The organism is Pseudomyxococcus flavus (assembly GCF_050038885.1).
Lineage (GTDB): Bacteria > Myxococcota > Myxococcia > Myxococcales > Myxococcaceae > Myxococcus > Myxococcus flavus.
The window spans coordinates 2,150,736-2,174,582 of record NZ_CP143624.1; the positions used below are offsets into that span (position 1 = coordinate 2,150,736).

Annotated in this window: 19 protein-coding genes; 7 read left to right on the forward strand and 12 right to left on the reverse strand. The window is 71.0% G+C overall.

The window, feature by feature from the left end:
* Positions 1–49: 49 nt before the first annotated feature.
* On the reverse strand, positions 50–1,096 hold the full coding sequence (locus tag VZL07_RS08995; protein WP_426754946.1) for a hypothetical protein: 1,047 nt from the start codon (positions 1,094–1,096) through the stop codon (positions 50–52).
* Between the two features lie 228 nt (positions 1,097–1,324).
* Here VZL07_RS08995 and VZL07_RS09000 point away from each other — a divergent pair, with 228 nt between their 5' ends.
* The 4 genes from VZL07_RS09000 to trxA all read left to right on the forward strand — a co-directional run bounded on the left by VZL07_RS09000 (position 1,325) and on the right by trxA (position 5,083).
* Positions 1,325–2,629 (forward strand): hypothetical protein, encoded by a 1,305-nt coding sequence (locus tag VZL07_RS09000; RefSeq protein WP_426754947.1) that lies wholly within the window; start codon positions 1,325–1,327, stop codon positions 2,627–2,629.
* A 468-nt stretch (positions 2,630–3,097) separates the two neighbouring features.
* A complete protein-coding gene (locus VZL07_RS09005) occupies positions 3,098–3,607 on the forward strand; it encodes a hypothetical protein (protein ID WP_426754948.1) in 510 nt (169 codons plus the stop codon).
* 120 nt (positions 3,608–3,727) lie between these two features.
* Positions 3,728–4,636 carry a LysR family transcriptional regulator gene (locus tag VZL07_RS09010; RefSeq protein WP_426754949.1) on the forward strand — a complete coding sequence of 303 codons (909 nt, stop codon included), beginning with the start codon at positions 3,728–3,730 and terminating at the stop codon, positions 4,634–4,636.
* 120 nt (positions 4,637–4,756) lie between these two features.
* Positions 4,757–5,083: a thioredoxin gene (gene trxA / locus VZL07_RS09015; protein ID WP_426754950.1), complete on the forward strand. Its 327-nt coding sequence runs from the start codon at positions 4,757–4,759 to the stop codon at positions 5,081–5,083.
* 106 nt (positions 5,084–5,189) lie between these two features.
* On the opposite strand, the gene VZL07_RS09020 is transcribed toward trxA, so the two are convergent.
* The 11 genes from VZL07_RS09020 to VZL07_RS09070 form a co-directional block, all read right to left on the reverse strand.
* Entirely contained in the window at positions 5,190–6,500 is a 1,311-nt protein-coding gene (locus VZL07_RS09020; protein ID WP_426754951.1) for a PQQ-dependent sugar dehydrogenase, read from the reverse strand.
* A gap of 800 nt (positions 6,501–7,300) precedes the next feature.
* Positions 7,301–10,057, reverse strand: a complete 2,757-nt coding sequence (locus tag VZL07_RS09025; RefSeq protein WP_426754952.1) for a VWA domain-containing protein — start codon at positions 10,055–10,057, stop codon at positions 7,301–7,303.
* A 100-nt stretch (positions 10,058–10,157) separates the two neighbouring features.
* Entirely contained in the window at positions 10,158–10,598 is a 441-nt protein-coding gene (locus VZL07_RS09030) for a hypothetical protein (RefSeq protein WP_426754953.1), read from the reverse strand.
* On the reverse strand, positions 10,595–11,296 hold the full coding sequence (locus VZL07_RS09035) for a hypothetical protein (RefSeq protein WP_426754954.1): 702 nt from the start codon (positions 11,294–11,296) through the stop codon (positions 10,595–10,597). Before VZL07_RS09035 ends, VZL07_RS09030 begins: the two co-directional genes overlap by 4 nt.
* A 5-nt stretch (positions 11,297–11,301) precedes the next feature.
* Positions 11,302–13,062 (reverse strand): BatA domain-containing protein, encoded by a 1,761-nt coding sequence (locus tag VZL07_RS09040; RefSeq protein ID WP_426754956.1) that lies wholly within the window; start codon positions 13,060–13,062, stop codon positions 11,302–11,304.
* 58 nt (positions 13,063–13,120) lie between these two features.
* Positions 13,121–13,969, reverse strand: a complete 849-nt coding sequence (locus tag VZL07_RS09045; RefSeq protein ID WP_426757267.1) for a DUF58 domain-containing protein — start codon at positions 13,967–13,969, stop codon at positions 13,121–13,123.
* Between the two features lie 8 nt (positions 13,970–13,977).
* Positions 13,978–15,507, reverse strand: a complete 1,530-nt coding sequence (locus VZL07_RS09050; RefSeq protein ID WP_426754957.1) for an ABC transporter permease — start codon at positions 15,505–15,507, stop codon at positions 13,978–13,980.
* The gene (locus tag VZL07_RS09055) at positions 15,504–16,487 is read right to left on the reverse strand and encodes an ABC transporter ATP-binding protein (RefSeq protein ID WP_426754958.1); all 984 of its coding nucleotides are present in this window, start codon (positions 16,485–16,487) and stop codon (positions 15,504–15,506) included. Before VZL07_RS09055 ends, VZL07_RS09050 begins: the two co-directional genes overlap by 4 nt.
* Positions 16,484–18,220, reverse strand: a complete 1,737-nt coding sequence (locus VZL07_RS09060) for a hypothetical protein (RefSeq protein ID WP_426754959.1) — start codon at positions 18,218–18,220, stop codon at positions 16,484–16,486. Before VZL07_RS09060 ends, VZL07_RS09055 begins: the two co-directional genes overlap by 4 nt.
* Positions 18,213–19,211 carry an AAA family ATPase gene (locus tag VZL07_RS09065; protein ID WP_426754960.1) on the reverse strand — a complete coding sequence of 333 codons (999 nt, stop codon included), beginning with the start codon at positions 19,209–19,211 and terminating at the stop codon, positions 18,213–18,215. Before VZL07_RS09065 ends, VZL07_RS09060 begins: the two co-directional genes overlap by 8 nt.
* Position 19,212: 1 nt before the next feature.
* Positions 19,213–20,814 (reverse strand): hypothetical protein, encoded by a 1,602-nt coding sequence (locus VZL07_RS09070; RefSeq protein ID WP_426754961.1) that lies wholly within the window; start codon positions 20,812–20,814, stop codon positions 19,213–19,215.
* A 432-nt stretch (positions 20,815–21,246) separates the two neighbouring features.
* Here VZL07_RS09070 and VZL07_RS09075 point away from each other — a divergent pair, with 432 nt between their 5' ends.
* The 3 genes from VZL07_RS09075 to VZL07_RS09085 all read left to right on the forward strand — a co-directional run bounded on the left by VZL07_RS09075 (position 21,247) and on the right by VZL07_RS09085 (position 23,768).
* Positions 21,247–22,071 (forward strand): helix-turn-helix transcriptional regulator, encoded by an 825-nt coding sequence (locus tag VZL07_RS09075; protein ID WP_426754962.1) that lies wholly within the window; start codon positions 21,247–21,249, stop codon positions 22,069–22,071.
* 203 nt (positions 22,072–22,274) lie between these two features.
* Complete coding sequence (locus VZL07_RS09080) at positions 22,275–22,757, forward strand: DoxX family protein (protein WP_426754963.1); 483 nt, start codon at positions 22,275–22,277, stop codon at positions 22,755–22,757.
* Positions 22,758–22,769: 12 nt separating this feature from the next.
* Entirely contained in the window at positions 22,770–23,768 is a 999-nt protein-coding gene (locus VZL07_RS09085) for an aldo/keto reductase family protein (protein ID WP_426754964.1), read from the forward strand.
* Positions 23,769–23,847 lie beyond the last annotated feature (79 nt).

Sequence of the window (23,847 nt, forward strand, 5' to 3'; positions counted from 1 at the left end):
CTGGCACGGCGGGCTCCCGTCCTTCGGGCGGGAGCCGCCGCTCGGACGCTCAGAGCCCGTACATCGCGAAGCAGGAACCCGCGGGGCCCGCGCCGGAGATGGGCGCGGACGGCGCGCTCAGCCACGCGCTGCTGGAGCCGCACTGGTGCCACTGCCCGTCCCCGGTGGACTGCACGCAGGTGCGCGGCGGCACCGAGCGGCCCAGCGTGGCCGAGGAGCACCAGCCGTAGGACACGGTGCAGTTGGTGGGCTTCGTGGTGCTGCCGGACGTGAAGGCCCCGGACTGGCACTGCCGCCACATGGCGTCCGACGAGCTCTGCACGCAGCCCAGCTCCGGCACGTCCCTGTCCGCCGTCTCGGAGTAGCAGCTGGAGGCCGCGCCCCAGTTATAGGCCGACTCGTAGCGGTGGTAGACGACGGCCACCAGCGACGAGCCACCCACGTTGGTGCGGCCGCACTGGAGGGCATACGCCCCCACCCAGGGCGTGTACGTGTAGAGCGCCGCCGTGGCCTTGTTCGCGGGCCGCACCGAGCACGGGTCCGACGTCGACTTCGTCACGCCCACGCGCCAGCCGGAGATGGTGGGCCGCCCCGCGTCCAGGTCCGTCAGGTAGCCCCGCAGCTTCTTCGCCGAGCACTCAATCTGCTTGCCGAAGCCCACGTATTGCGCGTCACAGCCGCTGGTGTCCGGGCAGCCACAGCCGGTGGCCTTGGCCAGGTTGTTGGACGTACCGCTCTGGATGAGGCTGGACTCCACCTGGATGCGGCTCAGCATGTACAGCGGGCTGATGCCGTAGGCCTTGGAGCGCTCGACGATGAGCGCCGCGGCCGTCTTGTTGCTGAAGGCCGGGTCCCGGTAGTTCGCCAGATACGAGCCATTCTGCTGGAGGAAGGCCTGCACCTGCGCGGTGGTAATCCACTGGCCGCCGGTGATGTCCGTGTCCTCCAGCAGCCGGTGCATGTCGTACTTCGTGGTGGCCTCGAGCAGCACCTGGCCGGTCAGCTCGTCGATGACGGGCTCTTCCTGCGCATCGATGGGACCACAGCCGGCCGCCACCAGCGCGGGCACCAGGAGCAACCACAATCGCGTCTTCATCGCGTCCTCGGGGGGATGGGCCGCGCCCCCGTGAAGCGGCCCGAGCCGCCCACCGGACGCGACCAGGGGGAAGCCGAGGCTCCAGCCGCGTGAAACATTATTCAAGATTTTCTTATATTAAATGTTTGGCGGATTATTGGTGTCCGGCTGCACCCGTTGCCTGGCCCACACAGACGGTGCGCGGGCCGGGGAGTAGCGTAGCGGCCCATGAGGCACATCCACGCTCCAATGAGGCCGAGGCGACTTCTTTCCCTGACGCTGGGACTGCTGCTGGTGACGGGTTGCTCCAGCTCCAGTTCGGACGATGACGGCCCTGGGCCCTCGGACGACGCGGGCACGAACAGGCCGGACGGGGGTGGCGCGGGGCCATCGGACTGTCTCAGCGAGTCCTTCCTGTCGTCGCTGGGGAAGGACCGGCTGCTCGTGGGCGCGCAGATGGCGGACGGCACCGCGGCCAGCGCGCCGTTCGACATCCACTACCTCTACATCGCGGGTGGCCTGTTCGACTCGCCCAACGCCTGCACGTCCTGCACGTCGGGGTGCAGCGCGTCGGGCACGTCGTGCCAGGGTGGCGGCTGCGCCTGGTGGGGCTGCTGGCAGGATGTGTCGCAGCCACCGGGCGACTACGTGCGAGGCTTCGTGTCCCGGACCCGGTCGCGCGGCCAGTTTCCGCTCATCACCTACTACCAGCAGTTGCTGGGCAGCGGGCGCGCGGAGGGCGAGCAGCAGCTCGAAGCGCTCAACGAGCTGTCCTTCATGCGGCGCTATCTGGCGGACTGGCGCTTCGTGGTGCAGCAGGTGGGCGACGCGCAGGCGATGCTCCACATCGAGCCGGACCTGTGGGGCTACCTCCAGTTCTTCCATGGCACCGCCAGCAGCGTGCCCGCGCAGGTGGCCAGCGCGAACCCGACGGACTGCGGAGGCATGGAGAACAATGCCGCGGGCCTGGGGCGCTGCATGATTGCCATGGCGCGCAAGTACGCGCCCAACGCGAAGGTGGGCCTGCACGCCAGCCCGTGGGCGACGCGCATCGACGTGTACCTCAACACGGACGCCTCCTTCGACGTGGCCGGCGAGGCGCGCAAGGTGGCCGACTTCCTCTCGCAGGTGGGCGCGAGCGAAACGGACTTCGTCGTGGTGGAGGCCTCGGACCGCGACGCGGGCTTCTACCAGTCGCAGGGCGAGGACGTGTGGTGGGACGCCACCAACGCCACCCGCCCGAACTTCCACCAGGCCTTCGCCTGGGCCAAGGCCGTCTCCGAGCAGCTGAACCTCCCGAACCTGTGGTGGCAGCTGCCCGTGGGCCACATGGCGCTGCCCAACACGGACATGCGCTGGCGGGACAACCGCGTGGACTACTTCTTCTCGCACCTGGATGAAGTCGCCGCGGCCCACTCGCTGGGCTTCTCGTTCGGCGCGGGCGAGGGCCGGCAGACGACGCCGGAGACGGACAATGGCAATCTGGTCAGCCGGGTGCGGGCCTACGCGAGCTCCGGCGGACAGGCTCCGTGCGTCCCCACGCTGGCGCCGTGAGCGGTTGGGCGCATGCGTCCATTTCCGCCACGTGAAGCCCTACGCGTGGACGTTCCCGGCACACCTTGGCGAAAGCGCACGGTAGGCAGGGCGAGCAGAGGGACCGCATCGCGGGCATCCGCGCCTGTGACAAGCGCTCAGGCGCGGCGCCCCGCCGGCTCTACCTGACCATGGAGCGCGTTCACGGGCGCATGAGGCGCCCGTGGGTGAAGGCGGAGAACTTCAGCAGCCATAATGCGGCAGGTGTTGCGTTGACCAGCCAGTGTGCCTCTTTGTCTGACCTCGACAGGTTCTGGTGGTGTCATGAGTACGTCCAGGTGGTTCCGGTTGTCGGATGTGTCCGCCCCTCATTCCCAGGTGTTCAGCCAGACGCAATCGCTTCGCGACGCTCACCGGTTCGCCCACAAGGAAATAGCGCGCCTCTATAGGGGAGATGCATCAGCCCCCCTTCGTGTCCTGGAAGAAAGTGTGCTGGACCTCCAAAGAGGGAGGGCGCCCCTGGACATCTCGGAGGGATGGGACGGCTTCGCGGTGTGCTACTTCGCCCGGAGCATCAAGGCCTTCGTCTATCTGCATTTCTGGCGGTTGGAGGAAGGCACGGGGGTGGGGCTGGAGATCGATGACCAGGTTCCCTATGTGGAGCCAGGAGGGATGGCCGAGGGCGAGTGGCTGGAGCGGTTCCTTTGTGCCTATGTGGCGGCATGCGGCTCGAGCGGCTGCATCAATGAGTCGAGCCGCCCCTACTCCCTTGGACCTTTCGATATGACGACCGTCATCGCCGCATGGCGGGAGCACGGCGCGCCCAGGGAACCGGCCCGCGGCTTCTTCATGTTCTCGAAGGACCTCGTGAGCGCCGACGAGGCGCACTCCTGGGCCATGAACCGGAGCGTGGGAGACCAGGAGTGGCTTCGGTACTTCCAGGTGCCTGGTTACCACGTGTTTTCGACCTTGAGCCGGCGCTGCTGGTGGGAGATGTAATCAAGAGCCCGAAGCTCCTGGTGCCCATCAGCATGCCGGACAGGCGCCGTGCGTCCCCACGCTGGCGCCGTGAGCGGTTAGGCTCGCGGCGTGCCCGCGAGCCCCCCTCTTCTGGATGACATGCTCCTCTTCACCGAAGTGGTGGCGGCGGGAGGCATCACCGCCGCGGCGGAGCGGCTGGGGCTGCGCAAGTCCACGGTGAGCCGCCGGCTCTCCGCGCTGGAGGAGCGGCTCGGCGTCCGGCTCCTGGAGCGCAACACGCGCCGGCTCCGGCTCACGGAGGTGGGCCGCGACTACCACGCCCAATGCGCGCGGCTCGTCGCGGAGGCCCGCGAGGTGAATCGCGCGCTCGGAGCGTCTCGCGTCACGCCGCAGGGCACGCTGCGCATCGCCACCCTCTCCCTGCTGGGCGAGCTGCTGACGCCCCTCATCGCGGAGCTGCTGTTGCGCCATCCCCTCCTCCGCGTGGAGGTCTCCCTCGCGGAGGCGCACGTGGACCTCATCGCCGAGGAGTACGACCTGGCGCTGCGCACCGGCCCGCTCGCGGACTCCTCCATGGTGGCCCGCAAGCTCGGGCGCCTCCGCACGGGCTACTACGCCAGCCCCGCCTACCTTTCGAGGCATGGGACGCCTCGGAGCGCCTCGGAGCTGCACGGCCACGCCTGCATCGTGCTCGCCGCGCCCGGCACCGACGAGGTCTGGTTCTTCGGCGAGGGCCGCGGCGCGAAGAGCCTTCCTGTCTCGGGACGGCTGCGCGTTCCCAGCGTGCGCGCGGGACAGGCCGCCGCACGCGCGGGCCTGGGCATCGTGCGGCTGCCCGCCTCGCTTGTCGCCGAGGACGTCCGAGGTGGACTGCTCGTCCCGGTGCTGCAGGCCGAGACGCCGCCGGGCATCCCCGTCTTCGCCGTCTACCCCAGCAGCCGTCAGCTTCCGCCCAAGGTGCGGGCCTTCCTGTCCCTGCTGGGAGAACGCGGCGCCGCGCTCCCCTGGGAGGACGCCACCGCGCCTGCGCTCCCACGGAGCCGTTAGGGGCGCTTCGCGCAACACTGCGTTCCCTCGCGGGCTCTCGTCCGCGCCCGCCCTGGCCACTACATCTGTGTCCGAACCCAGGCCCGGCCCCCGCGCCCCGCCGCATCACGAGGACACACCATGGCAACAGACGTCATCGCGCTGGACGACGCACGCTTCCAACAGGAGGTGCTGGAATCACCCGAGCCCGTGCTGGTGGACTTCACGGCGACGTGGTGCCCACCCTGCCGCGCCCTCGCGCCCGTCCTCGACGCGCTCGCCACCGACTACCGGGGACGGCTGAAGGTGACGAGCCTCGACGTGGATGCCAACCCGGAGACGGCGCAGCACTACGGCATCCGCTCCGTGCCGGCGCTGCTCCTCTTCAAGGAGGGAAAGGTCGTCCGGCAACTCCTGGGCGCCAGGCCCCGGGCGAAGCTGGAGCAGGAGCTGCTCACGCACCTCTGAGCTGCCGAGCCACGCAAGGCGGGCCCCTCCGTTGAATCGAGGCGCCATCGGGCCCCTGCCTCTCCCGAGTCAGGAGTCCGATGGCTTCGTCGTTCCCGGTCCGCGCTCAGCGCTTCGCGGCGACCCGCCACAGCGTGTTGCTGGCATCGTCGGCGACGAGCAGCGAGCCATCCGGCAGGACCGTGACCCCCACCGGCCGCCCGTGGACACGCGCCGAGGACGCGTCGGCGATGAAGCCCGTGAGGAAGTCCTCCGGCGGGCCGCTGGGCCGGCCGTCCTTGAACGGCACGAAGACGACCTTGTAGCCAGACAGCACCTGCCGGTTCCACGAGCCGTGCTGCCCGATGAAGGCGCCGCCGTGGTAACGGCTCGGGAACGCCTGGCCCTCGTAGAACGCCAGTCCCAGCGAGGCCGTATGCGCGCCCAGGGCCACATCTGGGACGCGCGTCTTCTTCACCAGGTCCGGCCGCTGGCCTGCCATGCGCGGGTCCTCGTTGGCCCCGAAGTAGGCGTAGGGCCAGCCGTAGAAGGCACCCTCCTCCACGTGCGTGAGGTAGTCCGGCACCAGGTCCTCGCCCAGGTTGTCGCGCTCGTTGACCACCGTCCACAGCGCTTGCGTTCCCGGCGCCCAGGCCATGCCCACCGGGTTGCGAAGGCCGCTGGCGTAGATGCGCTCACCGCTGCCGTCGGGATTGATTTCGAGGATGTTCGCGCGGCGCTCCTCTTCCTTCAGGCCGTACTCGGCGTTGTTGCTCGCCGAGCCCACGGACACGTACAGCTTCGAGCCATCCGCGTTGGCCAGCAGGTTGCGCGTCCAGTGGTTGTTGTAGCCACCGGCGGGCAGGTCGAGCACCTTCTGGCCCTGCGCACGCAGCACCGTGGCGCCCGCCTCATAAGGGAAGCGCCAGACGCCATCGGTGTTCGCCACGTAGAGCTGGTCGCCCAGCAGCGCCATGCCCAGAGGCTGGTTCAGGCCCTCCAGGAAGACTTCGCGCACCTCGGGGCGGCCGTCACCGTCCGCGTCCCGGAGCAAGGTGATGCGATTGGCGCTGTTGCCGATGTTCTGCGAGCGGACCTTCCCCGTCTCGATGGCCTTGGCACGGTCCTCCTCGCTCTTGAACAGCGAGCTGGCCTCCGCCACCAGCACGTCGCCGTTGGGCAGCACGTACATCCATCGGGGATTGCTCAGGCCGTCCGCGTACCGCGTCACCTCGAAGCCTTCGGGGGCCACCGGGGTGGTGCCCTCCGGCCAGCCGATGACGTGGCTGTAGCGCTTCACGTCGAAGCTCGGGTCTGGAGGAGGCAGCGCCAGGGCGGGCACAGACGGCTCCGGCGAAGACGACGGAGACCGGTGCGCACAGTCCACCAGGAACAGCATTGCCACCGCGCTGAAAGAGACTCGGGAGAGAACGTTCATGCGCTCTCTTTACGGAAGCCTCCGACAGGCGGCGGGACGCACGTTCCCCCGGGTACGTCCTGGATGTTGAGTGGTGAGAGACTCGAACGACGGCTGCTCGGTGCCCGACACTGCAGGGCCGCGCAGGGCCTGCGCCGTCACCCACATTTCATCCAGAGGTAATTTTAGACCTATGTTGCAAAGGATACACTCCTCGTGTATCCACTGCATCGCCCTGTGAGCTTCACGGGGCGCGGGTCGCCCCACATCTCAGATCCCCCCTTCCCGTTCGGGGCGGCTCGTCCCTTTCGCAGACAGCCGCCCGCACCGCGCCTGTCCCTTCCTGTCCGGGGGCGGCCCGCACTTCCCACCACGCCACGGCCGTCTCAATGCTCCGGTTGGCGACGGGCTCGTGCGCATGCGGTGCGGCGTCCATTTCACGTTCGAACCCGCGATAGCCCGGGCTCGCTCAGCGTCCGGTGCGGCCCCTCTGCCTGCGACGGGCAGGCACGCGCGGCCTCCAGCTTAAAGCCAATTCAGTTGGCCAACCGGCGAGGGACCCGCGCACGTACCGTTTCAGCGCGGAGTCCATTCAGCGGTCCAGCCGGAGATGGAACCGCGCACGTATCATTTCCAGCGCGGAGTCCATTCAACGGTCCAATCGGAGAAGAGCTCGCGCACGTACCGTTTCCAGCGCGGAGTCCATTCCAGCGGTTCAACCGGAGAGGGACCCGCGCACTTACCGTTTCCAGCGCGGAGTCCATTCAGCGGTCCAACCGGAGAGGAGCTCGCGCACGTACCGTTTCCAGCGCGGAGTCCATTCAGCGGTCCAACCGGCGACGAGCCCGGGCTCGGGCGGCTTCCAGCGCGGAGTCCATCCCTCCCTCGGCGGGCTTCGCCGCAGTCGTTTCCGCTCCTTCCGGCTGAGCGGGGCGCTCAGTGATTGGTGGTGCCCCTTGGGGCGACGACGCGGCTGAGGCGGCTCCCGTGTCCACGACAGTGGCCCCGGGCCGCGCACGAACCTGCGACGGACGCGCGCTCTTCAGCCGCGGCGCGGAGAGGAAGCGACGCACCGCCACTTCGGCCAGCAGCACCGCCAAAGCCAGGGCCACCAGCCACGGCGCCAGGGCCACGCGCCCCAGCGACTCGGGAGCCTCCATGAAGAGGCCCGTCATGGACAGCCGCTCCACGCCGCCGCCCACGGCCGCGATGGCTTGCAGCAACGCCTGCCCTTCCTTCGCGGAGCCGGGCTCGAACTCCGGCGCGTACGGAAGCGTGACGGGCGGCGCGCGCAACACCTTCGAGCCCAGGCGCACCACCGGGTGCCACGTACCACTGCCGTCCAGCGGGTACTCGGCGACGAGCCGATCCTCGTCCTCCCAGCGCATCGGGCGCTCCACGGGCGAACCGCGTCCATCACCGGGCAACAGCACCACCGTGGGCGCCGCGCCGGCGAGCGCCTCTCCCGGAGGCAGGTCCAGCGTCACGCGCAGCAGATGCCCGCGTCGCTCGGTGCGCACCACCGCGTCGCCGACGGGCGCAGCACCGGCCAGCGTCCAGCGCACCATGCCCTCCAAGGCCGCGCGCAGCGAGTTCCAGGTCCGCAGCCCCCCGGTGTACGGCCCATCCACCTCCGCGGTGAAGGCCACCGTGCGGCCCGCGCCACGCGGCCACATCGCCAGCACGGGCGCGCCGTTGGAGTCCAGGGTGCGGAGCGCCACGTTGGCGCGGGGCTTGAGGTACGTGAGGTTGTAGCCGCCTACCTGGGGCAGCCCCTCCGAGGACAACCGGCCGAGCAGTGGAAGGTCGGGCGCGCCTTCCAGCGACGCGGGCTCGTCCACGAAGGTGGCGCGCGCCACGGTGAGCGTCTCCTGGCTGAAGATGCGCGGCAGGCTCATCGCATCCTCCGCGAAGTAGACGCGCCCACCGCCTCTCGCGGCCACCTCGCGCAGCAGCTCCGCATCCGGGTCCGAGGGCAAGCCGAGCCCGATGACGGACACCGTCACGCCCTCCGCACGCAGTGTGGACAGCGTGCGCTGGTAGTCCTCGGGCTGCTCGGAGTCCGCCGCGTCGGAGAACAGGAGGACGTGCCGCGTGGGCTTCTGGCTTTGGAGGATTTCACCGCGCCCCGTGCGGAGCGCCTCCCCCACGTAGATGCCACCGCCTCCGCTGAAGCCTCGCGCGACGGCATCCAGCGGCAGCCCATCCTCCACCGGGCTGAGCGGAAAGACCTCATGGGCCTCCGTGTCCACCATGTGCACGGAGACCTCGTCCTTGGGATTGAGCAGCGTCAGCGCGGCCACCACGCCCTCGGCGGCCAGCTCCATCTTCGTGCGTCCGTCGGGAACGGTGACGCCCATGGAGCACGAGGCGTCCATCAGGACGCTGAGGGCCAGGGAAGCGCGGCGCTGCTCCTCGCGCATCTCCAGGGACACCGGCAGCAACGCCTCCACGGGCGAGCGACGGTAGCCGCCCTCGCCGAAGCTGCTGCGCCCGCCTGTCATCACCAGGCCGCCACCGGCCTCCTCGACGTATGCCGCCAGCGCATTGAGCCCTGGCTCGCCGAGCGCATTGGCGTCCACGTTCTCCAGCACCACGGAGCCCACGCCGTCCAGGTCGTCCAGCGTGAGCCGGAAGGGCTCGCGCACCTCGAGCTGCAACCCCGCGTCCGCGAGCGACTGCGCGAGCGTGCCCCGGGACTGGTTCGTGAGCAGCAGCACGCGCGGCGGGCCCTCCACGCGCAGCACCGCGACGCCTCGGTCGTTCTCCACCACGCCATCGCCGGGCGCGGCCACGGAGAGCTGATAGCGAACGAGGCCGGGTTCCTCGACCAGGTCGCGCAGCGGCAGCACGTTTGGGCCGGGCTGGAAGTCGAAAGGCCCCTGGAGCAGCACGCGGCCGTTGCGCTCCAGCCGGACGGTGCCGGTGACAGAGGCGCTGGCGTGCACCACGGCGGAGAACTGGAAGGGCTCGCGCACGGACACGGCGGCGGGCACGTCTACTGAGACGACGGCCACGTCGAGCGGCGGCTCGGGACGGGCCAGGTGCCTCCAGTCGACGGCGAGGCCGCGAGCCGCCAGACGCCGTGCCACACCGCGTGCATCCGCGCCCGTGGCGCGGCCATCGGACAGCACCAGCACACGGCCGGTGCGCTCGTCGGGGATGAGCGCGCCCGCGGCATCCAGCGCGGCGGACAGGTCGGAGGCCTCCGCGTCCACGGGATGCGTGAAGCCGCCGAAGCCGGCGCTGCCAGACAGGGGCTTCTCGACACGTGCCTCGCGGCCAAAGGTGACGACGCCCACCCGGTCCCCCGGACGGCGCTGAGCCTCCAGCAAGGTGATGAGCTCCTGGGCCGTGCGGTCCACGTCACGCGGCATGGACGCGGAGCGGTCCACGACCACGACCACGTCACTCCCGGCGCCAGTCAGCCGCAGCTCCGGGCCAGAGAGCGCGCCCACGATGAGCACCAGCAGCGCGGCGCGCAGCCACATGGGCAGGCCGGGACGCCGGCCATACTTCCAGAGGAAGAGGCCCAGCGGCAGCAGCAGCACCCATGCGTGGGGAAGGGTGAAGGTCATCGGCGGCCTCCACTTTCGTCAGCGACACCCATCACATGCGCAGAGGCAGTCCGCAGCTGCGCCACCCGCGCGCTCCGTGCATTGAAGCCTCGCACCGCCGTCATTCCCCTTCCGCGAGGATGCGGCCTTTCCCGTCGATGGCATAGACGGCACCACCATCGAGAAGGACGAGCCCAGGACCGCATGCACTCAGGTTGGGAGAGAACGTCACGTAGAACAGGTCGTCATTCGCCTGAACCACTCGCGCCTCGATGTACCTCCAGTCCGCGAGACACTTCTCCTCCACGGTGTCTTGAGCCTCCGGCTTCATCCAGGGCGGCCGGAAATCGTCCATCGCCACCTTGAGCGCCGCCATCATGGGCCCGGTGAGCTTCACGCCACCTTCAAGCTGGCTCGGAATCTCCACGGCCTCACCGGCGGGCGCCCGCTCCGGCTTGTCGAACCGATAGATGCCCAGTGTGGAGCAGCCGCAGAGCCCCAGAAGCGGTGCGCATGCCCACAGCCGCCACATCGAGGAATGTCTATCGAGAGAGCACTTCATGGCAGCCATCCCATTCCGTCGAGCATTTCGACGTTCCCCTCGTCATCGTAGACACGACCGATGGGCACCCATGCGCCGTCGCGAAGCGCGAATACACCCTTGGACGGAAGCTCATAGCGATAGACGCGACATTCCCCCGTCTTCTCTCGGAAAAGAAGCAGGATGGACTTCGCGAAGACCCTGCCCATGCCCTTCTCAGCCACGCGAGTCGGAAGCCAGCGCAAGTGGACCTGGAGGTCCACTCTCGAAAACTCCCGGTTGTGGGGATGCGTATGGGGTGCCCAGAAGACCACCGCGTCGCCATGCACCTCGTCTTCGAGCGCCGTTGGAATCAGACAACTCTTCCGCCCTGTATCCAGTCGTGCCTTCAGCTCGGACAGATAGCTCAGGAAGTATCCCTGCCCCTGGCTCGAGTAGTACCCAAGGGCGCAATCCTCGGTGCCATGCATCCCCGCGGATGCGCCGGGCTGACGGGTCATGATTTCACAAGCGTTCTGAGCCAACACCTCTTCGGTGGCGAATGGACCCGCGAGAGGCCCCTCCACCGCGATTCCGCCCGATGGCAGCCGATGCGCACGCACGTTCGGATTCGGGCTGGAGCACGCCACGGCCCCAGTACATCCTGTGAGCAGCACCAATGCCCAGAAGCAGGTTGCGTAGCCTCTTCCGGCGCCAAGCCGCGCCATCGACGCACGCATGACCGTCACCGTCCCGCCGGGTTCGCCGCGGGCGTGCCAGCCGGCTCCCGCCGCGTGAGGTAGAAGTCCGCTACCAGCGCGGCCAGCAGCAGGACCAGGGGCCAACGTGCCCGGCCCGGCCCTTCGCTCCGCGAGCCCTCCGCCCCTGTCTCCCGCGCCGGGACGTCCGCGCTCCCGCGTCCCCGCAGGTCCGACTCCCGGGCATCCAGCGCCAGCACCTGCGCCGTGTCCACCGCGTCGCCATCCCGCTCCAGCACATAGGTTCCAGGCGCGGAGGGCGGCGGCAGGTTCACCGCTCCCGCTCCGAACACGGGCCGACTTCCGCCCGGTCCCGCGAGCGTGTAGCGAGCCCCCGCCGAGGTCACCACCGGCAACGGCTCGCCCAGCAACACCTGCTGCCGGGGGAAGCCCTCACGCGCGCGCCGTGCCTGGCGCACCAGGTTGCTCAGCAACACCGGCCACGCGGACACGCGCTGCACATTCGAGCGCGACAGGTCCACGTTGAGGTGCACCCGTCCGCCCTCTTCCTCGGACACCAGCACCGCGTCACCCGCGGTCACCAGCGCCCGCCCAGGCGGATTGTCCCCCGCCGTCCACCGCACGCCCGCGAGCTGCACGTCGTCCAGCAGCGGATGCCCCTTCTCCGTGAAGAACGGCCCCAGGAACGTGCGCGGCTTGCCGCCCGCCCCTACCGTCACCCGTGCATCCGTTCCCGGCGGTCCCACGAGCAACTCCGCCTCCGCCGCGCCGTGCGCCACCTCCGGCGACACCGCGAGGAAGCGCTCCAGCGCGGCCCGCTCGGGCGCCCCCAGTCCCTCCGCCAGGGCCACCGGAATCGGCCGCGACGGCGCGGGAGGCAGCCGCACCCGGCCGTCTTCAGGCAGCGCGTCCTCCGGCAACGCCACCTCCACGTCCCCCGCGCCCTGGAAGGTCAGGCGGACCGTTGCCGTGCCCTCCTCCGGAAGCCGCACCCGCTCCACGCGCTCGGTGCCGTCCTTCGCGCCGGGTCCAGGGAGCGCGCGCACGCGGACGTCCACGTCCCGCGGCGCATCACCGAAGCGCGCCACCCGGAGCGTCACCGTGGCCGCCGCGCCCTCATCGCGCCGCTGCGCGGAGACGAACGCCACGTTGGGCCGCGCCGTCCCGAGCGCCGTCCACCGCACCGAGGCGGGCACCAGGGCCGCGTTCTCCGGCGGGACATCCGTGAAGAAGGCCACGCGGCGCTCCGCCCCTGCCAGCTCCTGCGCCCAGATGAGCGTGGGCATCGGGTCATGGTCCGCTCCCAGCGCCTGGAACGACTCCAGCGCTGCCAGGGCCCGCGAAGGCTCCGCCTCGGGCCCCGCGAGCATGCGCGGAGTCCCCCCGCTGGCCAGCACCGTCACCCGCGTGGCGTCCTCCGACTCCACGCGCTTCGCCGCCTCGCGCCGCACCTGCTCCAGCACCGTCACCCCATCCGGCCCGCGCGCGGACATGGACAGGCTGCCGTCCACCACCAGCACCAGGTGCCGCGACCGTGCCGCATCCCCACAGCGGACATCCGCCAGGAAGAGCGCGGCGGCCACCACCGCCAGCGCCTCCAGCAACAGCGACGCCTCGCGCGTGAAGCGCTCCCAGCGCGGCCCTGCCTCGGCGCGAGGGCTCGGCCGGCGCCACAGGAACAGCGCGCTCACCACCACCGGCTTCTGCCGTCGTCGCAGGAAGTAGGCCGCGACCAGGGGGACCAGCGCGCCCAGGGCCAGCAACCCCCACGGGAAGCCGAAGCTCACGCGTCACCTCCGGGAGTGTGAGCCCCGCGCGACGCCGCGCCTGCCACCTGGCCGCCCATCATGAGCTCCCCGCCGCGACGAAGAGCGGCCGAAGTGGCCCCGCGACCAGCGCGGCCAGGGACTCCTGCGCCGGAGCGACGAGCAGCGCTCCCCGCGCACGATGGGCCGCGCCCCTCAAGGCCCGCTGGTGCTCCGCGAACCTCCGCGCATACGCGGCCAGCACGTCGTCCGTCAGCAATTCCTCCAGCGCCGCGCCGCTCTCCGAGTCCACCAGCCGCGCGCCCTCACCACCGGAGGGGTCCAGGTCCTCCGCGTCCAGCACCTGCGCCAGGAACAGCCCGGACGCGCCACGCGCCAGCCGCGCACAGAGGGCCGGCAGGTCCGCCTCGAAGAGGAAGTCACTCACCACGACCCGCAGCCCACAAGGCCGCAGCGGCGGCAGGCGCCCCAGTGCCTCCACCAGGCCGTCCCGCGCATCGAAGCCCGTGGCCTCCAGCGCGGTCCTGCACGCGGGCCCCTGGACACGCTCCGGCCGGGCACCGGCCACCAGCAACGCCGGCGTCAGCCCCTGCCGCGCCGCCACCTCCGCCGTCAGGAGCGCCACCTCCCGCGCACACGCGGCCTTGCGCGGGGACAACGCCATGGAGCGCGAGCCATCCAGCACCACCTCCACGCGCGGAGACACCTCGTCCTGCCGGATGCGGAGGACGAGCTCCCCCGTGCGCGCCACCGCGTTCCAGTCCACCTGCCGCAGGTCGTCCCCGGGCTGGTACGCCCGGAAGTCATGCAGCTCCATCGCGCTGCCCGCGGACGTGGCCCGCACCTCGCCCACGCGCCCCCGGTGAGGCACCCGGGGCAGCGCCAGGGCCAACCCGGGCACCAGCCTCGCGACGGCGGCCTCGTCCATCCGCTCGCTCACGATGCGTGGGCCCGCTGCTCACGCTCCGCGAGCATCCGGTCCGTCCCGAGGGCGGCCAGCAGCGCCACGCCCACCACGAAGGCCAACAACTCCCAGGCCATCTTCGGCTCCGATGCCCCGTAGTCGTACGTCGAGAAGTTCGCGATGCCCACCACGGGGTTGAAGAGGTTGAGGATGGGGTCATCGCCATCGAACCCCATCAACACCGCCGCCAGGGGAGGCAACGCCGAAGCCAGGGCCACGCTGACCACGAACAACAGGCGCACCGCGACCGGGGTCGCCAGCCGGTCGGGACGAACCATCCGGCTCAGCACCACCGCCAACGACAGGAAGAGGATGCCGTAGGCGGGCATCGCCAGGGTCGCCATCCGCAGGGACATCATCTTCAGCGGCGAGTCCGCCGACGCGTACTCCAGACCCCAGAACAGCGCGCCCCAGGCCCCCAGCAGGAACACCATCCAGCGGAAGCCCCGCAGCGCGCCGGGCCGCAGCACGGACCAGGGCCGGGTCGCCGCGCGCAGCGAGCGCGCCTGTCCGTCCACGTCCGCCACCACGAACATGCCCACGACGATGAGATGGAACCCGCCCAGGAGCCCGAACATCTCCGCCACCTGGTGCTGGCGCCCCTCGAGCCACCAGACAACGACGCCCAGGAGCATTCCGCACAGCACCTGCACCCCCACCGCGAGGCGCGGCCCCCGCGTATAGTCCTCCGTGGGCAATGCCAACCTCGACGCGGCCGCCTCGAACAGCAGCCACCCGTCCATGAGCATCAACATCAGGACGGTGCCCACGAAGTAGTGGACGTCCTCGTCCCGCAGGACGCGGTCGCCCATTTCCGTCATCATGTAGACGCCGCCCAGCCCCTGGAGGAGCGACAGGAGCAGCGCCGCCAGCAGGCCGAAGTGGACGAAGGCCCGCCCCAGACGGCCGTCCGCCAGCGTCGCCGCGCACACGCTGGCCACCGTGAGGAACACGAGCCAGGCGCCGCCCAGCGCCAGCACAACGAGAATCGTGGGCAGGGCAATGCCATTGAGGAAGTAACTGAAGAGGAGGAAGGGCCCCGCCGCGGAGGCATACAGAGCGGCCTGGACCAGGAACGAGACCACCTTCCCGCGGAGGATGCGCCGCGGCCCCAGGCCGGTCAGCACCAGCAGCACCCACGTCTCGTCCTCACGCTCACGCGCCAGCGAACGGTAGGCGCTGTACGGAATGACGAAGAAGTGCGCCAGGCCCAGGCAGACGAAGAAGGCGAAGAAGTAGCCCTGGCCATGACGCGCGTAGGCGGACTCCCGCGTGTCCACGTAGGCGACCAGCGACACCAGCAGGCAGGCCAGCAGCATCAGCCCGAAGCACACCCAGAAGACGCGCGTGCGCAGCCCCTGGCGGACCTCCTTCACCACCAGCGGGTTGAGCCGGTCGCCCCACCGCTCGGACCAGGACTCGGCCCCGACGGCGCGGCGGCTTCCTGACGCCGCCGGCTCCGGGGCCGGCGGGCTCACGGCCGTATCCACGGGCGCGCTCACGCCACCCTCCCCTTTGTCACCGTCATGAAGGCATCCTCGAGGTTCCGCTCCCGCGCGCTGAAGGCACACACGGGAAGCCCCGCGCCCACCAGCGTCGCCAGCAGCGCCGCCGCCGCCTGGTCCACCTGCGCGGGGCCAGCGCCCGCCTCCAGCTCCAGCCGCACGCGCAACGACTCGCCTTCTCGCGCCACGCGCGTCACGCGAGGCTGCTCCAACAGCAGCCGCTCCGCGCGCTCCCAGGCAGCCCCTTCGGCGCCCACGGCCAGCCGCACCGTCAGCTCCGGCGTCACCGCCTCGCCCGACGCCTGCTGCTGGAGCAGGTCCTCCACCTTGCCGGTGGCCAGCAGGCGCCCCTGCTCGATGATGGCGCAGGTGTCGCAAATCTCCGCCAACTCCGTGAGGATGTGGCTGGAGATGATGACCGCCTTGCCCTGGTCCGCCAGGGCGCGCAGCAGCTCGCGCAGCTCGATGCGGGCGCGCGGGTCCAACCCGTCCGCGGGCTCGTCCAGCAGCAGCAGCCGGGGGTCGTGAAGGAGCGTCCGTCCCAGCGCCACGCGCTGCCGCATGCCCTTGGACAGCGCGGTGGTGAGCCGGGTCGCCAGCGACGTGAGGCCGGTGAACGCCATCACCGACTCCACGCGCTGCCGGCGCGCCGCGCCCTTCAGGCCATAGGCACGCGCGAAGAAGTCCAGGAACTCGAAGACGGTGACGTCGTCGTAGGTGCCGTAGCGGTCCGGCATGTAGCCGATGAGCGGACGCGCCCGGTCCGGTGCGTCCACCAGCGAGTGCCCGTCCAGCAGCACGTCACCCGAGGTGGGCACGTCCAGCGTGGCCAGGATGCGCAGCGTGGTGCTCTTGCCCGCGCCGTTGGGACCGATGAAGCCCAGGATGCTCCCGGCCTCCAGGGAGAACGACACGTCGTCCACCGCGCGCAGCGTGCCGTAGTCGCGCCGCAGTCCCTTCACCTCCAGCAAGCTCATGGCCGCACCTCTTCCGACTGGCCCCGGACCAGGTGGATGCCCGCTTCCAGCTCCACCTCCATGGCGGACGACGGCGCCGGGCCCACGCCCCCCAGGTGCGCGATGAAGCCTCCTTCCGGGAGCGGTGCACCGAAGTGCGCCTTGCCCGCCGACAGGCGTACCGCGGAGGCTTCTTCCAAATCCGACAACATCCGGCTCACGGGCGTCGCGCCCTCTGGCAGCGGCTCGCCCAGCGTCCCTTCCGCGCCGTCCTCCAGCACCGGCAGCGCGTAGCGCTGGCCACCTACCAGGATGAAGCCTTCCTCCAGCCGCGCCCCGAGCGCGTTCTGCACACGGACCTTCCCGCCATCGTGGCGGAGGACCAGCCTCGCGCGGGAGGGCAGCACGGACACCTCGCCCCACTCGCGATAGGTCCTGGGCGGCAGGAAGCCGTGCGTCACCGTCATCCCGCCCGTCCAGTCAATGTCCATGGGCGTCTCGTCGGGGCCATCTGGCGAGAGCAGCGCGCTCGTGACGGGAAAGCGCACCGTCTCCGTGGACACGTTGGCGTACCAGGCCGCCACACCGAGCGTCACCGCGCGCGAGCGTCCCGCGTCCAGCCAGGTGAGGCTGTAGCGCGCGGAGTGCACGGAGAAGCCATCCACGAGCACCGACCAGACGACGAGCGCCACGCAGGTGATGACCGACACCACGGGCACCCCCACCAGCACCGCCGCCGGCCCCTGACGCCTTGCCAGCATCAGGCTGCCGGGCCCCACCGCCAGCACGAAGACGAAGATGAGCAGCAGGAAGCGCCCCACGGGCGCCTTCGCGCTCTCGAGCAGCGGCGCGATACCGCCGGCGAGCACATTGCCTCGCTCCCACCGAGGCGCCGGTCCCACGGGCATCACCGGCCCCGGGATGAGCTCCCCCAGCATCGAGTTCAGCACCTGACTGCACTCGAGCGCGGCACCGCACACCCGCACCAGTCCGAAGCCATACGGCACACCCGCGTCGATGCTGCCCGCGGTGAGCAGAGGCAAGCGCTCGGACAGGTCGCTCGACGGCTGGGTCAGCACGAGCCGTCCTCCCGTGACGGTATACGCCTCCAGCGCGGCCCAGACGTCCGCGGGCACGGCGGCGGTGTTCCCCGGCACCACCACCGCGGAGTAGCCCACGTAGGCGGCCAGCTCACGCGGCGCGTCCCGCGGGTCGATGGTGCGCACGGAGAAGAGCGGGCTTCCGGTCGCCTCCACCCGATGCACGCCGGAGGTGTCGTCGAAGTCCTTGAGCGTCCCGACCACCAGCACCGTCCCACCAGAGGCCCCCTCCAGGTAGACGGAGCTCAGCAGCGGCTCCATCCCGGGAACCTCCACCCGGAGCTGGCCCGCGTGCAGCGCCGCTGGCACCGGCAGCCAGGCGACGAGCCGCTGTCGCGGCGCCACCTCCACGGTTCGCCCGGAGACGCGCATCCCCGACCCCGACTGTCCCTGGAAGCCCAGACGAACCTCGAGGGGCACGGGTCCCATGTTCTGGAGGGTGACGTCCAGCGGCGTGTAGCCGCGAACGGGCTTCAGCACGCTGGTCCGGATGGAGACACGCAGGTCACCATGCGTGCGCGCCTCGCTGTTCCCAGAGGCATCGCGGTAACCGTAGCCCGAGGGCGGGCCCTCTCCGGCGAGCGACGTCGCGAAGCCGCGCGTGGCGCCCAGCGCGCACAGCAGGACCCCCAGGGTCAGCGCGGCACTACGCACGCGGCACCTCGGGGACCGCCTGGAGCAGCGCGCGCACCACGTCCGTGGCGCCGACCTTCTCCAACGAAGCCTCGTAGGCGAGCACCAGCCGGTGATTGAGGACGGACGGCGCGGCGGCCACCACATCGTCGAAGCCCACGTTGGGCCGGCCGCGAAGGAGGGCCAGCGCCCGCCCGGCGGCCGCGAGCGCGAGCGCCGCGCGAGGACTGGCGCCATACCGGACGAAGCGGCGCACGGCGTCGGGCGCCGAGGGCTGACGGGGGTCGGTGGCTTCCACCAGCCGGCCGATGAAGTCCGCCACGGGGCCGGGCAGGTGCACGCGGTCCGCGGCGGAGAAGAGCCGTCCCAGGCCCTCCGCGTCCAGTACGGGCGCCAGCTCCGGCGGCGCGCCGCGCACGCGCGTGGTGAGCAGCGTGCGCAGCGTCTTCGCTCCCACGGGCGGCACCTGGATGCGGAACAGGAAGCGGTCGAGCTGGGCCTCCGGCAGCGGGTAGGTGCCCTCCAGCTCGATGGGGTTCTGCGTGGCGAGCACGAAGAACGGGTCCGGCAACGGGCGCGTCTGCCCGAGCACGGTGACGCTGCGCTCCTGCATCGCCTCCAGCAGCGCGGACTGCGTCTTGGGACTGGAGCGGTTGATTTCGTCCGCCAGGACGAGGCTGGCGAAGAGCGGCCCCTCGCGGAAGACGAAGTCGCGGCGGCCCTCGCCCTCCAGCACATAGGTGCCGGTGATGTCGCCGGGCAGCAGGTCGGGCGTGAACTGGATGCGGCGGAAGGGCAGCGACAGCAGCCGCGCCAGGGCCTTGCACAGCTCCGTCTTGCCCAGGCCGGGCAGGCCCTCCAGCAGCACGTGCCCGCGCGCGAGCACGGCCACCACGACCTGCTCGACGACGGATTCCTGGTCCAGCATGACGGTGTTCAGCCCGTCCTTGAGCCGGGCCGCCACCTCCGCCGCTCCCTGTGCCTCGGCGGGACTGAGAAGCTCCGCTGCCACGTCATTGCCCCCTTCCAGACGACTCGCCACCAAAGTACCGCTTCACCATGTCCCGGTTGCGAGGAAGCAGCGGCGCCGCGCCGGGCCCCTCGGTCGCGGCGCCTCGCGCCTGCGTGCCCTGCGCGCCGCCCGCCCCCGCCGGCCCTGACTGGCGCCGTGGGTCCGCGGCCCGGAGCCCCCAGAGCTCCTCGCCCTCGTCCCCGCCCTGCCCCGGAGGCAGCGGCTCGAAGGCCAGCCGCTCCGGGTCCATCTCCGCCTCACCGCCGAAGACGAGCGGCTGGCTGCCGCCACCCCGCGACACGCCGGCGCCCTTCCGGACGCTCCGGCTCGCATGGGACTGGGTCCCCTCGCCGCTGCCTTCCTGGCCCTCGCCCTCGGAGCCACTTTCTCCGCTCCCGGATTGTCGCTGTCCGCCGCGCTGTCCCTGTCCCTGACTGTCGCGCCCGGAGCGCGAGCCGCGAGCCTGGGCCTCGGAGCGATTCCGGCCGTTCGGATCGAAGCGGTTCTCCAACGACTGACGCCGCCGCTCCAGCGCTTCCCTCAAGCTGGCAATCTGGTCCGGAGAGCCGGAGGCCCGTGCGCGGGCCCGCGACTGCGCATCCTGGGCCTGGGCGCCCTGCTGACCTTGCCGCGCCTGCGCGCCCTGCTGGCCTTGAGCGCCCTGTTGCGCCTGCTGGCCCTGAGCGCCCTGCTCGTCCTGCGCGGACGCACGCGCTCCTTCGGCGGGCGTCATCCCGTCACTCTCGGGTGTGGGCGAACCACTCCCCTCTTGTTCACCCTCCTCGGAGGAACGAGCCTCCGAGCCCTCCTCCAGGGCCATCAGCGCGCGCTCCAGCTCCTCACGTTCACGCGTTGCGGCCTCTGCACCGCCCGCGGCGCCCAGGGACTCCTCCAGGTCGCGCGCGGCGGCGGCGGCGTTGGCAAGCTGTGCCGCGGCGTCCGCGGCCTGCTCGGCCAGCCGCTTCTCCAGCGCATCGGCGGCCTCCCAGTCTCCGGAGTCGAAGCGGCCCTCGGCGACTTCCTCCGCCAGTCGGCGCAGCTCGTCCTCGATGGCCTCCTCCAGCACCTTCTCCTGGGCGAGCGCCTCCGCCTGCGCCTGCACCGCGGCCACCTTCGCCGCCGCCGCGGCATTCACGGGACGCCCGCGCGATGCGGGCAAGGGCAGCAGGAGCCCGACCCCCATGAACAACGCCGCGCCCGCGAGCGCGCCACCAGGCCGCCGCCAGTTCACCTCGGGCAGCTTCACCGCGCCCGCGAGCTGGTTGACGGCCAGCTCCCACTCGCCCACGGAGCGCTCCAGCCGGGTGAGCAGCAGTCCACCCGCGTTCGCCGAGCGGTCCGCGAGCACCGCCGCATGCTCCAGCGACACGCCCCGGGAGCGAGCCCGCCAGAACCACATGCCGCCCCCTGCTGCCAGCAAGGGCGGCAAGGCCCAGACGAAGGCGTCTCGAAGAAGGAGTCGGGCCAGGACGCAAGCCGTGGCGGTGGCCCACATCGGGACGATGCCTGCCTCCGCCCACGCCACCGCGTTCAGACGCCGCTGCACGCGCCGGATGGGCGCGAGCACCAGGGCCTGGAAGCGGCGTTCTTCACTGGCAGCCATGAAGCAGCGAGTGTCGGCTACCAGGCCCACTCTCCACAAGCGACGCGGCGCCCAGCCGTCGAAGCCCGGAGGTGAGCGGTCGTCGTCGGCCCATCATCGATGTCTTCCTCCCATGCATGCCATCCCCACCCCGCCCCGGAGCGGTGCCGCCCGCGACCCCACACCTCACAGGAGCCATCCTCGCGCCAGGAAGTGCCCACGACGGCACGACGACGCGAGACTGCCCCAGGTGCCGGAATGAGCGGCAAAGGCGGCCAGCACACCATCCCCTGGGGCCACCGCGACTGCCGCCCCAGCTCCGCGCACGGCCGCGGCTGCGTTCCTGACGGCACGTCACCCACCCGACGTGATACCCCATGGACGGCAGCCTGCTCCTGGATGCGCGGCCAGCGCCATCGTCATCGGGAACTGCTGATAGAACCCGTCACGGGAATGCTCCTCGCCCGTCCCCCAGAACTGGCGCCCCAGGCGCCATGGCCCGACATGCCGCTGGTGGTGTGGCCCACGGCGCTCGCGATGTGGGGCCCCGGTGATGCAACCACGCGTCACGCCCACCACGCGATGCATCTGGTGCTCTGCCGGCAAGGCCAGCTCTCCATCCGCGCGCCCGGCATGAAGGCGGCCGAGCAGGCAGCCGGTGTGCTCGTAGGTCCCGATGCCCCGCATGCGCTCGACGCGCGCGACACCGAGGTGGTCCTCCTCTTCGTCGAGCCCGAAAGCCACGACGGCGAACGGCTCCGGGCCTCGCTGGAAGGACCGGTGCGCCTGTTCGACAGCGCACGGCGCGACGCCCTCCTCGCCCCCCTTCCCGCGTCCGGCCCACTGGAACACGCAGCCGTCGGACCCTGGATGGAAGCCACGCTGGAGGCCCTCTCCGGAACGCCCCAGACGCCTCGCCGCATGCACCCGCGCGTGCGCAAGCTGCTGCGGTACCTGCGCGCGGAGCCCGCGCCGGAAGACACCTCGCTCGAAGCGCTGGCCCAGGTCGCCGGGCTGTCTCCAGGCAGGCTGATGCACGTCTTCAGCGAGTCGCTCGGCGTCCCCTTGCGGCCCTACCTCCTCTGGCTCCGGCTCCAGCGCGCCGCCAGCGCCATCGCCGCGGGCCGCACGTCGGGCGAAGCCGCGCACGCGGCCGGGTTCTCCGATGCGGCCCACCTGACGCGCACCTTCCGGAGGATGTTCGGCACGACGCCCTCAGCGCTCCAGCGCCGGGGTCCGCGCGTTCAAGCCCAGGGCCGCAACGGCACGGCACGCTGAACACCTCCGTTCTCGTCAGTCCTTGCGGAGCACCTCGGACAGCAGGTTCTTCCGGGAGGGCCGCGGCCACACCACCAGGGCGTGCGGGGCGGCGGTACATCGCAGCCAGTTCGTTCAAGCCCCCGGACACCCCGCGCTTCATTCTGAAGTCGACGGCGCTGGAGCCCGCCTCTCCAGCGCGCCCCACTCCAGAGGAGCGCCCCATGTCCTTCGCCATCCTGCTGCTCGCCTTCTTCCTCCTGCTCCACCTGCCGCCGCTGCGGCGGCTGTCCGCGCTGGCCACACCGCGGGACCGCGCCGCCGTGGCCGCGGGGCTCTTCTTCGTGGGCGCCGGCGTCATGCACTTCGTCATGCCCGCGCGCTACGAGGCCATGATTCCCCCGCAGCTGCCCTCCCCCGCCTTCTGGGTCTTCGTCTCCGGCGTGGCGGAGGTCGCGGGCGGCCTGGGGCTGCTGCTGCCACGCACCCGGCGCCTCGCGGCGATAGGGCTCATCGCCCTGCTGCTGGCCATCCTCCCCGCCAACATCCACGAGGCCCAGGCCAACACGGATGCCCACGTGCTGCCCTTCCCGGACTGGTACTTCTGGCTGCGCATCCCCTTCCAGCTCGTCTACGTCGCCTGGGTGGTCTGGGCCGGCGGCCTGTGGCGGGTACGAAGCCGTGCGCGCCTGGGGGCCCACGGTTAGGCTCGCGCCCCTATGAACTTCCGCAAGCTCGGCCGCAGCGGCCTCGTCGTCAGTGAGATTTCCTACGGCAACTGGCTCACCCACGGCTCCCAGGTGGAGGAGGAGGCCGCGCTCGCCTGCGTGCGCGCGGCGCTGGACGTGGGCATCACCACCTTCGACACCGCGGACGTGTACGCGGGCACCCGCGCGGAGGAGGTGCTCGGCCGCGCCCTGAAGGGCCAGCGCCGCGCTGGCTACGAGCTCTTCACCAAGGTGTACTTTCCCACCGGCCCCGGGAAGAACGACCGCGGCCTGTCGCGCAAGCACATCCTGGAGAGCATCGATGGCTCGCTGCGCCGGCTCCAGACGGACTACGTGGACCTGTACCAGGCCCACCGCTTCGACGTCGAAACCCCGCTGGAGGAGACGATGCTCGCGTTCGCGGACATCGTCCGCCAGGGCAAGGCGCTCTACATCGGCGTCTCCGAGTGGACGGCCGACCAGATTCGCCAGGGCGCCGCGCTGGCCCGCGAGCTGCGCGTGCCCTTCATCTCCAACCAGCCGCAGTACTCCATGCTCCACCGGGTCATCGAGTCCCAGGTCATCCCCGCCTCGGACGCGGTGGGCCTGGGGCAGATTGTGTGGTCGCCCATCGCCCAGGGCGTGCTCACTGGCAAGTACCTCCCAGGCCAGCAGCCGCCCGCCGGCAGCCGCGCCACTGACGCCAACGGCGCGCGCTACGGCATCGCCCGCTTCATGACGGACGACGTGCTCACCCGCGTGCAGCAGCTCATTCCCCTGGCGAAGGAGGCCGGCCTCACCATGGCCCAGCTCGCCGTCGCGTGGGTGCTCCAGAATCCCAGCGTGTCCTCCGCCATCGTCGGCGCCTCCCGCCCGGAGCAGGTGCATGACAACGCGAAGGCCACGGGGGTGAAGCTCGCGCCCGAGCTCCTGAGCCGCATCGACGCGGTGCTGGGCCCGGCCATCGAGCGCAACCCCGCCCTCACGGACGTCCCGGCCCGGCGGCCCTGAGGGCGCCCCGCCCGAGCGGGCGGGAGACCGTCCGCTTCCGGGAGTCCCCCGTGGGGACACTTCTGGGCCTGAACCGTAG